11 protein-coding genes are annotated in these 12,499 nt (G+C 66.1%); 5 read left to right on the top strand and 6 right to left on the bottom strand.

The genetic code is table 11. The features are described 5' to 3' along the window. Positions 1 to 21: 21 nt before the first annotated feature. The 3 genes from AQZ52_RS18815 (at position 22) to AQZ52_RS16520 (ending at position 2,873) form a co-directional block, all read left to right on the top strand. On the top strand, positions 22 to 351 hold the full coding sequence (locus AQZ52_RS18815) for a hypothetical protein (protein WP_067913497.1): 330 nt from the start codon (positions 22 to 24) through the stop codon (positions 349 to 351). 145 nt (positions 352 to 496) lie between these two features. Beyond that, positions 497 to 1,888, top strand: coding sequence for a syringate O-demethylase (desA, locus tag AQZ52_RS16525; protein ID WP_240481720.1), 1,392 nt, complete (start codon positions 497 to 499; stop codon positions 1,886 to 1,888). Between the two features lie 145 nt (positions 1,889 to 2,033). Beyond that, positions 2,034 to 2,873: a beta-etherase gene (locus AQZ52_RS16520; RefSeq protein ID WP_067913477.1), complete on the top strand. Its 840-nt coding sequence runs from the start codon at positions 2,034 to 2,036 to the stop codon at positions 2,871 to 2,873. Between the two features lie 60 nt (positions 2,874 to 2,933). Here AQZ52_RS16520 and AQZ52_RS16515 read toward each other — a convergent pair whose 3' ends face one another. The 4 genes from AQZ52_RS16515 to AQZ52_RS16500 form a co-directional block, all read right to left on the bottom strand. Further along, complete coding sequence (locus AQZ52_RS16515; RefSeq protein ID WP_067913471.1) at positions 2,934 to 3,677, bottom strand: IclR family transcriptional regulator; 744 nt, start codon at positions 3,675 to 3,677, stop codon at positions 2,934 to 2,936. 13 nt (positions 3,678 to 3,690) lie between these two features. Then, positions 3,691 to 4,086, bottom strand: a complete 396-nt coding sequence (locus tag AQZ52_RS16510; RefSeq protein WP_067913469.1) for a nuclear transport factor 2 family protein — start codon at positions 4,084 to 4,086, stop codon at positions 3,691 to 3,693. Then, positions 4,083 to 5,216 (bottom strand): cobalamin-independent methionine synthase II family protein, encoded by a 1,134-nt coding sequence (locus AQZ52_RS16505; protein WP_067913468.1) that lies wholly within the window; start codon positions 5,214 to 5,216, stop codon positions 4,083 to 4,085. The genes AQZ52_RS16510 and AQZ52_RS16505 overlap by 4 nt, the downstream gene beginning before the upstream one ends. A 68-nt stretch (positions 5,217 to 5,284) precedes the next feature. After that, positions 5,285 to 6,154, bottom strand: a complete 870-nt coding sequence (locus AQZ52_RS16500) for a helix-turn-helix domain-containing protein (RefSeq protein ID WP_067913467.1) — start codon at positions 6,152 to 6,154, stop codon at positions 5,285 to 5,287. Positions 6,155 to 6,264: 110 nt separating this feature from the next. On the opposite strand from AQZ52_RS16500, the gene pobA reads away from it, so the two are divergent. Next, a complete protein-coding gene (gene pobA, locus AQZ52_RS16495) occupies positions 6,265 to 7,434 on the top strand; it encodes a 4-hydroxybenzoate 3-monooxygenase (protein WP_067913465.1) in 1,170 nt (389 codons plus the stop codon). Between the two features lie 134 nt (positions 7,435 to 7,568). Then, on the top strand, positions 7,569 to 8,240 hold the full coding sequence (locus AQZ52_RS16490; protein WP_067913463.1) for a response regulator transcription factor: 672 nt from the start codon (positions 7,569 to 7,571) through the stop codon (positions 8,238 to 8,240). A gap of 131 nt (positions 8,241 to 8,371) precedes the next feature. On the opposite strand, the gene AQZ52_RS16485 is transcribed toward AQZ52_RS16490, so the two are convergent. Together AQZ52_RS16485 and AQZ52_RS16480 are read right to left on the bottom strand one after the other, a co-directional pair. Further along, complete coding sequence (locus AQZ52_RS16485) at positions 8,372 to 10,759, bottom strand: TonB-dependent receptor (protein WP_067913461.1); 2,388 nt, start codon at positions 10,757 to 10,759, stop codon at positions 8,372 to 8,374. Positions 10,760 to 10,898: 139 nt separating this feature from the next. After that, on the bottom strand, positions 10,899 to 12,494 hold the full coding sequence (locus AQZ52_RS16480) for a tetratricopeptide repeat-containing sulfotransferase family protein (protein ID WP_067913459.1): 1,596 nt from the start codon (positions 12,492 to 12,494) through the stop codon (positions 10,899 to 10,901). Between the last annotated feature and the right edge of the window lie 5 nt (positions 12,495 to 12,499).

Raw genomic sequence — 12,499 nt, 5'->3', positions numbered from 1 at the left:
CGGCAGGGAGTACCCGCATCAATGAGCAAGTTCGGGCCCGCGAACGGGGTGATCACCTTCCTCATCGTTCCGCTGGTCATTGTCATATGGGCCGTCCTCGCAGCCGTTTATGCCCTACCCCGAACGATCGCGATGCTCGTCTTGCCAAATGGCGCTTGCGCCTTCTTTATCCGGCTGACCTGGACGGGGCTAAAGACCGGCGCAATATCAGATAGATATCATCGCTACACGCGTTCAGCTAACCCTCTTTCGTATTGGTACACGATGAGTGTTGTCGGTCTCGGGTCTGCCATCAGTGTCTTGTTGGCAGTCCTCATTGATTCCGCCCTGTGGCGCAGCTGGGGCCAATAGATTTCAGGCACCACGACAGTTTGTACCTGGCCCGGCTCCTGCAAACAGGTACCAACTTTTTTCGCCATTTCACATAACTGAACTTTTCAGCCGGATGAAATTGAGGCATGGCAGACGGGTAACCGCATTTCGGGAGAGCCCTGTCGTGACCCAGTCCCTTGAATCCGTGATCGCTGGCCAAAGCGATCTCGTCCACTTCCTGCGCAACCAGCAGGTCGGCCCCAATGTCTATCCGGGCGTGCCGGCCGAATACTCCAACTGGCGCGCGGAGCAGTGGGCCTGGGGGCACACGGCGGTGCTGTACAACCAGTCCTACCACATGGTCGATCTGGCGGTTAAGGGCCAGGATGCCTTCGCGATGCTCGAGCACCTCGGCATCAACTCATTCAAGAACTTCCAGCCCGAACGCGCCAAGCAGTTCGTGCCCGTCACGCCCGACGGTTACGTGATCGGCGACGTGATTCTGTTCTATCTCGACGAGAACCACTTCAACCTCGTCGGCCGCGCGCCGACGATCGAGTGGGTGGAATACCACGCCGCCACCGGAAACTGGAACGTGACGGTGGAGCGCGACGAACGCTGGGCAATGCGCAGCGACGGCAAGCGCAATTCGTACCGCTTCCAGGTCCAGGGCCCCAACGCGATGAAGATCATCGAGAAGGCCATCGGGGCGACCCCGCCCGAATTGAAGTTCTTCCACATGTGCCGCCTGACCATCGGCGGCAAGGAAGTGCGCGCGCTGCGCCATGGCATGGCGGGCCAGCCGGGCTTCGAGCTGTTCGGCCCCTGGGAAGATTACGGCGCGGTCCATGCCGCGCTGGTCGAGGCGGGCAAGGAGTTCGGCATGGCGCTCGTCGGCGGCCGGGCCTATTCCTCCAACACGCTGGAATCGGGCTGGATCCCCTCCCCCTTCCCCGCGATCTACACCGGCGAGGCGCTGGCGCCTTACCGCGCGTGGCTGACGGCCAATTCCTATGAGGCGAAGTGCTCGGTCGGCGGCAGCTGGGTGCCCGAGACGGTCGAGGGTTACTACACCACGCCGTGGGACCTCGGTTACGGCCCGTTCGTGAAGTTCGACCACGAGTTCATCGGCCGCGCCGCGCTCGAAAAGATGGCGGCGGCGGGCAACCACCGCACCAAGGTGACGCTGGCGCTCGACAACGAGGACGTGATGCGCGTGCAGTCGTCCGCGCTGTCGAACGGCGAGCGGGCAAAGTTCATGGAATACCCGAGCTCGGTGTACTCGATGCACCCGTTCGATCAGGTGCTCTCGGGCGGCAAGCAGGTCGGCCTCTCCACCTGGATCGGCTACACCGCGAACGAGGGCAAGTTCCTGACGCTCGCCATGATGGAGCCGGGCTTCACTGCGCCGGGCACCGAAGTGACGCTGCTGTGGGGCGAGCCCGATGGCGGTACCAGCAAGCCCACCGTCGAGCCGCACGTGCAGACCGAGATCAAGGCCGTCGTTGCGCCGGTGCCCTATGTGGCGGCGGCCCGCGACAACTACGCCGAAGGCTGGCGCACGCGCAAAGCCTGAGGTTTCAGCGGCTAGGACACAGTGCAAAGCGCCGGCTCCGGAGATGCGGAGCCGGCGCTTTTCGCTTGGTCGAGAGCGCGAAAATAGTTTGTGTTACTAACAATCTCTGGCAGATTGCAGGCAACGAGAAACCAGAGGAGCCCCCATGGCCGCCAACAACACGATCACATTCTACGACCTTGCGCTGAGCACGGGTGCAACGATCAGCCCGTTTGTGTGGGCCACCAAATATGCCCTGAAGCACAAGGGCTTCGATCTGGACGTGGTGCCCGGCGGGTTCACCGGAATTCTGGAACGGACCGGCGGCAAGACCGAGCGTCTGCCCGCGATTGTCGACGATGGCGAATGGGTGCTCGATAGCTGGGGGATCGTCGAATACCTCGACGCCAAGTACCCGGACCGCCCTGCCCTGATCCCGCATCCCTCGGTCGCCGCGACCCTGAAGGCGCTGGATCACTGGTTCTGGAACGCCGCCGTCGGCCCGTGGATGTTCTGCTTCTGCGCCGACTACCGCGATCTCTCGGTGCCGCAGGACCACGAATATGTGACGCACAGCCGCGAGAAGATGCTGGGGCGCAAGCTGGAGGATGTGCAGGCCGGACGCGAGGATCGCCTGCCCAAGATTTCCGCCGCACTGGAGCCGCTGCGCGCCGCGCTGGGGCAGAGCGAATGGCTGGGCGGCGATTCGCCCAACTATGCCGACTACCGCATCCTCGGCGGCATTCTCTTCACCGCCTCGGTGTGCAAGACCCCGGTGCTCGCGGAGGACGATCCGCTGCGGGGCTGGATCGAGCGGTGCCTTGATCTTTACGGCGGTCTGGGCCGGCATCCGGGGCTGTTTCCGCTGTTCGGGCTGGAGCAGCGTGAGGGTGATCCGGACCTGTTCAACCGCGCGGGGGGCCAGGGCGGCATCTACAAGCGCAACACCGGGCCGGCCTCGACGCAGGCGGAAACGCAGCGGATCACCGAAGGGATGAAGAAGTAAGCTGCCCCTCCGATCCGCCTGCGGTAGGCCACCTCCCCGAGGCAAACTCGGGGAGGAATTTCAGGCCAGCGCCGCAGCTGCGCGCAGGAGCGCTTGCCTTACACGGGCTTCCAGCGCGGTGTCGAAGCGGACAGCCGGGATCGCGACGCTGAACGCGCCGACGAATGCCCCGTCAAGCCGCGCCGGTGCGGCGGTGCCGATGATGCCGACCGTCGCTTCCTCACGCACCACGGCCACGCCGTCCACCGCAATGCGGGCCATGTCGGCCGTAAGGTCAGCCTCGCTCGTGCGCGTGGCGGGCGTGAAGGCGACGCGGGTGGTTTCGGCGAAGTAGCGGGCGCGTTCGGCCTCGGGCAGCGCGGAGAGGATGACCTTGCCGGCGGCCAGCGCGTGCAGCGGCCGCCGCGTGCCGGGATCGACGGCATAGCGCAGCGCCTGGTCGCTCGCTTCCGTCACGAGGGCCTCAACATCCCAGCCGCGCTGCACCATGAACGAGGCCGTCTCGTTGAGCTCACCCTTGAGCGCGCGGACAAGCGGGCCGACGCGGTCGGCCAGCGGCAGGGCATTGGCGCTTGCCCGAAGGCGGTTCAGGCCCGGCCCGGGCAGATAGCGGCGCCCTTCGCGCACCAGATAGCCCCGGTCCGCCAGCGTGGTGAGCAGATAGGACAGGCTGCTGACCGGAATGCCCAGCGCGCCGGCAATTTCCTGCGCCACGACGCCCTGCCGGTGTGCGACGACGAACTCGATCACATCGAGCGTGCGCAGCGCGGATTTGACCGGCGGGGCGGCGGCAGATGCATTCATCCGGGTGCGCCGATCAGGGGGCGAATGTGAGCGAGCCGCGCCGCTCGGCGAAGCGCCAGCCTTCGGCAGTGCGCACGAACCGGTCGTGGAACGAGCCCACCAGCGGCGCGGCGGCACCGGTGAAGAGGAGCATCGCGCTGACCCCCCTCGCGGTATCGGCGCTCTCCAGCGTGATCACGACATTGCTGCACACGTGCCGGGTGGTGCGCGCCGGCCGGCTCTTGAACGCGGCAAGGATCGCCTCGCGCCCGTGGATCGGCGCGTCGGGCGCGGTGGGACGAACCATCACGCCGTCTTCGGCATAGAGCGCGACCACCTCGTCCCAGCGCGCCTCGTCATTGAGGTTGGCGTAGAGCGCGATGAGGCGGGCGCAGTCGGCCTCGGCAGCGCGGCGTTCCTCGTCCGTCACAGGCGCGCCGCCGCGATATCGGCGCCCTCACGCAGATTGCGCAGCTTGCGCCAGGTGACGATGGGATCGATCTTGCCATAGCCCGCGAAGGTGCCGAAGCCGCAATCGGTACTGCCGACGACCCGGTCCGGCCCGACGATGGCGGCAAAGCGCTCGATGCGCTGGGCGATCAGTTCGGGATGCTCGATGTAGTTCGAGCAGGTGTCGATCACGCCGGGCGCGAGGATCTTGTCGGAGGGCAGCCTGGCGTCCTTCCACACCTTCCATTCATGCTCGTGGCGCGGGTTGGCCGCTTCGAACAGCACGGTGGAAGGCCGTGCCTTCAGCACGATGTCGATCACGCGCTCGAGCGGGATGTCGTGGTCGTGCGGGCCCTCGTAATTGCCCCAGCACACGTGCATCCGCATCCGCTCGGGCGGGATATTGGCGGTGGCGGCGTTGAGCGCCTCGACGTTGGCGGCGGCGACCTTCAGGAAGTCTTCCTCGCTCATGTCCTGATAGCCGGTGTGGCGGCTCATCGCGAGATCGGGGCAATCGAGCTGGAGGTAGAAGCCCGCGTTCACGATGGTCTCGTATTCCTCGCGCATCGCGTCTGCCAGATCGGCGAGATAGGCTTCGTGGCTGGGATAGTGACGGTTGACCTGGAAGGCGGTGATGAGGCCGGGCGACGCGGCGTTCATGAAGGCCTCGGTATCGGGCGCGGCGTGCGCGTCGAGAGCGGCGCGGAAGCGGCGGATATCATCGTGCAGCGGCTGCAGCGAAACCAGCCGCACATCGCCGATGCACGAGGCGCGCACGAATTCCTGGCTGCCCATGATGGCGGAGAGCTTCTTGGCGAGGTTGGGCACTTCGGCGAGGTCCGCCGCAGGCTTGCGGTCGATATGGCCGCCAAAGCCGGAAAGGCGCTCGATCATGTAAGTCGAGTAGCCGACCTTGCCGAGCTCGCCATCGGAAACCACGGAAACGCCAGCTTCGACCTGCGCCTTGACCGCGGCATCGACCGCAGCGGAAACGGCGGTGTCGAACGCTTCGGCGTCATAGGCCTCGCCCTTGTCGCGCGCGAGGAGCAGCGGGGTGAGTTCATCGCCGCGCGGCAGGCTGCCGACGTGTGAGGTCTTGATCTTGGCCATAACGCTCCGCTCCAGTTCATACTTGTGAACTTTTCATAGAGGATGGGGCGGGCGTGGCAAGGGCGGAACTAGCCCCGCTCCTCGCCGGGACGCCTGCCGGTCATGCGCAAGTAGAAGCGCGAGAAGTACGACGGATCTTCGAAGCCGAGTTCAGCGGCGACCTGCGTAGCGGTGGCGTTGGTGTAGCGCAGCAGGCGCTGGGCTTCGAGCGCAAGGCGGCGGTGGATGAGCTCTTGCGGCGAGCAGCCGAGCCGCGCGGCGGTGAGGCGCGAGAGCGTGCGGCGGGTGAGGCCGAGCGCGCCGGCGTAGAAATCGAGCTCGCGGTGCTGGCGATAGTGCAGTTCGACAAGCTGGCGGAAGCGGGCAAGGCGCTGGTCGGCGGTGATGGCGCTTGCCCCGGCCCCGGCGCCGGCCACGCCCTCATCGCGCCCCAGCGTGCGCACGAGGCTTTCGGCGAGCGCGAGGAACAGCGGGTCCTGTTGCTGCCATTCTTGTTGCAGCCCCAGCATCTCGCGCGCCAGCCACAGGGCGCGGGTGGCCGCCGAGGGCGAAAGCGGCGCGATGCCGCCGCGCGCGAGCATGGCGATCAGGGGGTCCGCCGCACCTGCCGCGCGTGTGGAAAAGTCGGTGGACAAGGTGAGGACAAAGCCGCGCGTGCCCTGGCGGAAGCGGAAGCCGTGGACGGCGGCGGCGGGGACGATCACCCGGCCCGGCGCGCCCAGCCCGGTGGCCACGCCTTCCAGCGTCACTTCGGCCTGTCCTTCTTCTACCAGCAGAACCTGAACGAAGTGATCGTGCCGGTGGACCCCGATTTCCCAATCATGCAGCGCGCTGCGTTCCGCAATCGTCTCGATATGTGCAAAGCCGCCGGGGGCCTGCGCCCAAAATTCCAGAGGGCCTTCGCCATAGAGTGCGTAGCGAGGAATTGCCTCTGCCATGTCCTGAAAGTACCAGATGTTTGTCCCGCCCCTGCCTTCCGCTGCCCCGCCGGCGATGTCAAATGGCGAAACGTGATCCGCCGCCGCTGCGGACAAGGGGAGAGACGTTCATGGACACCCGGGTTGCCATCATCGGTGCAGGGCCAGCCGGCCTGCTGCTGGGCCATCTGCTCAAGGCCGAAGGCGTGGACTGCGTGGTGATCGAGCGCCAGACGCCCGACTACGTCCTCTCGCGCATCCGCGCCGGGGTGCTGGAACAGATCACCGTGGGGCTGATGGAGCGGCTGGGGCTCGATGCGCGGCTGAAGGCGGAAGGGCTGGTTGAGGAAGGCTTCAACCTGGCCGACGGCGAGCGGCTGATCCGCATCGATGTGGCGAAGTTCACCGGCAAGACCGTGACCGTCTACGGCCAGACCGAAATCACCCGGGACCTGATGGACGCAGCGCCCGCGCGCGGCCTCGAGGTGATCTACGGGGCCGAGGACGTGGCGCTGCACGATATCGATAGCGATGCGCCCTCCGTCACCTTCCGCAAGGACGGCCGCGAGGCGCGCGTGACCGCGCGCTTCATCGCCGGCTGCGACGGGTTCCACGGGCCTTCGCGCAAGGCCATTCCGGCAGGAGTGGGCCGCGAATACGAACGGGTCTATCCCTTCGGCTGGCTGGGCATTCTGGCAGACGTGCCGCCGTGCAACCCCGAACTGATCTACGCCAACCACGAACGCGGCTTCGCACTGGCCTCGATGCGCAGCCACACGCGCAGCCGCTACTACATCGACGTGCCGCTGACCGAGAAGATCGAGGACTGGAGCGACGCGCGGCTGTGGGACGAGCTGGCGGTGCGGCTGGGGCCCGAGGCGGCGGCGAACATGACGCGCGGGCCCTCCATCGAAAAGTCGATCGCCCCCTTGCGCTCCTACGTGTTCGAACCGATGCGCCATGGCAGCCTGCTGCTGTGCGGGGACGCCGCGCATATCGTGCCGCCCACCGGGGCCAAGGGGCTGAACCTGGCCGCAAGCGACGTGCACTATGCAGCCGAAGCGCTCACCGGATGTTTCAGGCGGAGCGACAATGATGCGGTTGCCGCCTATTCGGCGCGCGCCCTCGCCCGCGTGTGGAAATGCGAGCGCTTCAGCTGGACGCTGACCAAGCTGATGCACCGCTTCCCCGATGACGGGCCATTCGAGCGCGCAATGCAGGTGGCGGAGCTGGACTACATCGCCTCGAGCGATGCGGCGCAGGCGAGCATTGCCGAAAACTATGTGGGGCTGCCGGTCTAGGGTCTTGGCCTGTTCTGGCCTGACTTTGCTGCGCCGCACTGTCACATCGTCATGGCGTCGTCACAGTGGGGCGACAAAGAGCCGCTCGTGATGTTCGGCCCCCTCGCGGAGCCGGGCAGGGAGAACCGGCTTCGATGCGGCAGATCGACATTCTTCTGACCGATGCGCTTCCCGGCGGACAGGACACGTTCGCGCACGGCGACTTGCGCGTGGTGTTCCACGGCTGGAACTGGACGGCACCGCTGCCGCTGCTCGATGGCAGCCCCTGGGCGTTCATCGACTGGCTGCTGCCCGAGCTTTCGGGGCTGGAACTGTGCCGCCGGCTGCGCTGTGACGTGCAGACCGAAGCCGCGCATATCACCATGGTGCTGGAAGAGGACGATGCCGACGTCAAGCGCCGCGCGCTGCGCGCCGGTGCGGACGACTACATCATCGGCCCGATCGACCGCGCCGCTGTGCTCGACCGCGTGCTTTCGGTCCAGCTTCCCGAACGCGATGCCCCGGCCCGCGCGCTGCGGCTGGGCGACCTCTCGCTTGACCTCACCGCGCTGCAGGCCCGCTGGCGCGACCGGCCCGTACCGCTGATGCCCAATGAGCTGCGCCTGTTGCGCTATCTGATGGAGCAGCCGGGCCATGTCTTCAGCCGTTCGCAGCTGATCGCGGCGCTGGGCAAGAAGGACCAGCCGATCGACGAACGCACCGTCGATGCCTGGGTCAGCCGCCTGCGCCGCGCCTTGCGCGAAGCGGGTGCCGGCTATCCGCTGCGCACCGTCCGTTCTCTGGGATACGTGCTCGACAGACCTTGATGTGTTCCCCTGACGGGGAAGGCGGTACCGGCCCGCCCCCCCACCTGCCACCCAACGGAATTGTCCGTTATGGGTGGCAGGTGGGGGAGCGGGCCGGTACCGCCTCTGTTTCAGCTAGGCTGAAACAGCCATCAAAGATCGTGGCCGAGCTTGATGCCGAACACCTGCGGCTTGATCGGATAGAACCGGCGGCCGGCACCGCAGATCGACGGCGTGCAGACCGTGTTGATGCTGAGGATGCCGCGCTTGTCGAAGGCGTTCTCGATGAAGGCCGAGACATCGAAGCCCGAGACCTTGGCACCGAGCGAGAAGTCGAACGTCTCGAACCCCTTGGTGCGGCCCAGCAGATCCGCCTCGCGCGTGGTGAGGTAGGAGCGCGTGCCCGACTGGTGGTTGAGCGAGCCCTGGATGAAGGCCTTGGCCTTGCCCATGGCGAACTCGTAGCGCGCGGTCATGTTGCCCTTGAACTTCGGCTGGATCGGCAGCGGCGTACCCTTGGCCGCAGCGATCACGCCGAGCGTGCAATCAGGGTTGCCGTTGGCATCGAAGGAGCAGAAGTCGGTCGTCAGCTTGCCATCGATCAGCGCGCCCGAACCCGAGAGGCTGAGCCCGCCGAGGCGCAGGTTGAAGTCCATTTCCGCACCGTACACGCGCGCATCGCCCGCGTTGTAGATGTTGGTCACGCCGAACGAGCCGACCGGGCTCAGGCCGTACTGCAGCTTGTTCCACTTTTCGTAGAACACCGCGCCGTTGAGACGCAGCTTGCGGTCGAACCACGAGGTCTTGAAGCCCAGCTCGTAGTTGTTGAGCGTATCGGCGACATAGGGGTTCACGTTCGGACGGCGGTTGTTGCCGCCGGGGCGATAACCGGTCGAGTAGGTCGCGTAGACGAGGCGATCCGGATCGATCTTCCACGTGAGGTTGACGCGGTGCGTCTCGCCGCTCTGCTTGGCCTGGCGTTCGAAGTTGTTGCAGACGCGGTCGTCGGCCACCACGGGAACGCAGTTTGCCGCCGTGGTGCCCGACTTGAAGCCCGAGAAGCCAACGAAGGTGTTGTTGACCTTGAACACGCGGATGCCGCCGGCCAGCGTGAGCTGGGGGGTGATGTCGAACGAGCCGTCGGCGAAGGCGGCGTAGTCGCGGTCGACACGATAGGCGCGCGTGGCGAAGAGGTCATCGCCCGCCTTGGGCACCGCCGGCGAATTGGGAATGCCGGAAATGCCGTTGATGTAGTAGTCGGCCACGATGCGGTCGGTCTGGCGCTGATAGAACAGGCCCGCGACGAGCTTGAAGCGGTCCCCCGTCGGCGAGGCGATGCGCAGTTCGTGGCTCTGCTTGGTGTAGTCGTCGTGGTTGTGGACCTGCTGGGTCGGATCGAGGAAGGTGCCGTCAGCGGCCTGGAAATAGGTGTAGAACCCGCCCTGGAACTGGTCATAGGCGACCGAGTATTCCGAGTAGTCGGCGAGGTTTTCGACCCGGCGGTCGAAGTAGCCGCCGGCATAGGTCAGGTCCCAGCTGCCGATCTTGCCGTTGATCGTCATCGTCGCGAGCGCCCAGGCATCGCGGTTATAGCCGGGGCCGAAATCGGTGACCTTGAGATCGCCGTAGCGCGGATCGAACAGGAACGAGCCGCGCGTGGTCTGGTGCTGGTAGAGCACCGAGGGCTGGACCGTCCAGTTGTCGTCGAGATCGACCTTGAGCGCGGCGCGGCCGCCGGCGGTATCGGTCTTGTTGACGTTGTCCTTGACGTACTTGGCGTTGTTCACCGTGACGTTGGTGTCCGGGTTGTTGTCACCCAGCGTAAAGGTGCGCGTACCGGGCACGCTGTCGATATAGCCGCCGTCGTGCTGGTAGAACGCCATGACGCGCAGCGCCGCGCGCTCGCTCAGCGGAATGTTGACGAAGCCTTCGGCGCTGCCGCCGCCGGTGCCCTTGCCGACCTTGTTGCCCGACACGTCGATCCGGCCCGCAAAACCGTTGGTTTCAGGCTTGTTGGTGATGATGCGCAGGGTGCCGGCGAGCGAGCTCGAACCGAACAGCGTGCCCTGCGGACCCGAGAGCGCCTCGACCCGCTGGATGTCGTAGACGTGAAGGTCGACCGCACCGGCAATCGTGGTGACGGGAACTTCGTCGAGATAGAGCGCCGCGGTGGGCTGCGAACCGCCGTGGAGCCCGTCGCCGCCGCTGGTGATGCCGCGGAACGAAAGCTGCGTCTGGCCCGGACCGAACGACTGGAAGCTGACGCTGGGGAGCGCCTTGGCGTAGTCGTCGAAGCTGGCGATGTTGAGTTCGTCGAGCTTCTTGGTGCCGAAGGCCTGGATCGAGATCGGCACGTTCTGCAGGTTCTCGCTGCGCTTCTGCGCGGTCACGATGATTTCGGTGCCATCGAGCGTGGCGCCGGCCCCAGTCGTCGCCTCTGTCGCGGCCTGCGGTGCGGTCTGTGCAAGTGCGACCGGCGCGGCAAAAGCCGCCGTCGCCATGAGAATGCTGCGCGAAACGCGCACGTACGCCGTCTTCATTTTATGAGCCAACCCTTTTGCGCCCCTGAACGTTTCAACTCGTGGTCCGCATTGCCCGAAATTTCAACCGTGTTTCAGCCCCGTGCCAGCATGCGACCATGTGCGTGGCCGATTTGCAACGTACTGTTGCCCGGCAAACCTACCATCCGGAGGGGGCTGCGGGGTAGCTTTCCAGCACATTGCCAAGCGCGGCCTTGAGGGGATCGAGCCACGGTTCGAACGCCTTCCAGCCCTCGGTGCCTTCGCGGAAGATCGGCTGGCGCACCTGTTCGGAGCTGGGCGTGCGGACTGCCCGCTCGGTTTCGTAGAAGACAAGGCACGCCGGCTCGAACGGCAGGCCGCAGAAATCGAGCAGCGCGCGCACTTCGGCTTCGGTGTCATCGACCATGCGTTCGTAGATCACGCGGTGGACCGCGCCAGGCAGCACGCGATCAAGGTGCGCCATCAGCCGGACGTAGTCACGGTAGTAGGCGCCCATGTCCTCCAGCGCATAGGAAAAGCCCTGCCCCCGCGCGAAGTGCTGCTTGAAATTCGAAAAGCAGCAGGACAGCGGATGGCGCCGCGCGTCGATGATCTTAGCATTGGGCAGGATCAGCCGGATGAACGGCACGTAGAGCCAGTTGTTGGGCAACTTGTCGATGAACAGCGGCCGCTCCGTATGGCGCTGGACGCGGGTCCGCTCGAGGTACTGCTCGCCCAGATCGCGCAAGCCCCCCGGATCGAGGCCGGCCAGCGCGGCGGGATAGTCGGTGACCGTGCGCACGAGCATGCCGATATCGGGCAGTTCGCTGGTGCCTTCGACCCGGCTGTGGCTGGAGAGGATCTGCTCCACCAGCGTGGAGCCCGCGCGTGGCATGCCAAGGACGAAGATCGGATCGGGCGCGGGGCACCCTGCCCCGGCGTGGCGCGCGAACAGCTCCGGCGTGGCGGCGGCAATCGCGGCATCGACGGCGGCGGTCGTGTCCGCGGCCTTGTAGGGCAGGCGCTTGCGGCGCAGCGCATTGCCGGCCGCATAATGCGCGAAGGCGGCCTCGGCCTCGCGCCGATCCTCGTGCGCCTTGCCGAGTGCGAAGTCGAGGTGCCAGCGGTCTTCGGGCGTGATCCGGTCGCTGGCAAGCGCGGCGCGCATCAGGGCCATGTCGTCATCGCTGAAGCGGACGGTCTTGAGATTGGCAAGGCTCCACCACACCTCGCCGAGGCCCGGCTGGATGGCGAGCGCGTGGCGATAGGCGGCAATGCCCTCCTCCAGCCGCCCGACCGTCTTGAGCAGGTGGCCATAGCTCATCCACACCTTGGGCTGGTTCGGCGCGTCCTTCAGCACCCGGGCATAGAGCGCCAGCGCCTCGTCGAATTCGCCGATCCGGCCGAAGGCGGCGGCCTGCAGATTGGCGTTGCCGAGGTTCTCCGGATCCTCGGCATTGACCTGCTCCAGCTCCGCCAGCGCTTCTGCGGTGCGGTTGGTGCGATAGAGCACGAGCGCGAGGTTGGCCCGCGCCGGGGTGAAATCGGGGGCGAGTTCGATGGCCCGGCGCAACAGGTTCTCGGCATCCTGATAGCGCCCGATGCGCCCGGCCAGTTCGGCAAACAGGCGGATCGCGCGCACGTCGAAGGGGTTTTCCTTGAGCAGGCCGCGCAGCAGGGGCTCGGCCTCATGCAGCCGGTTTTCGTTCATCGCCATGGCGGCGCGAACGAGGCGGGGGTCGTAACTGGTGACGGATGATGGAAGGGTGGCCATGGCGG

Source organism: Novosphingobium fuchskuhlense (assembly GCF_001519075.1).
Taxonomy (GTDB): Bacteria; Pseudomonadota; Alphaproteobacteria; order Sphingomonadales; family Sphingomonadaceae; genus Novosphingobium; species Novosphingobium fuchskuhlense.
This window is presented reverse-complemented; position numbering and strand designations above follow the sequence as displayed.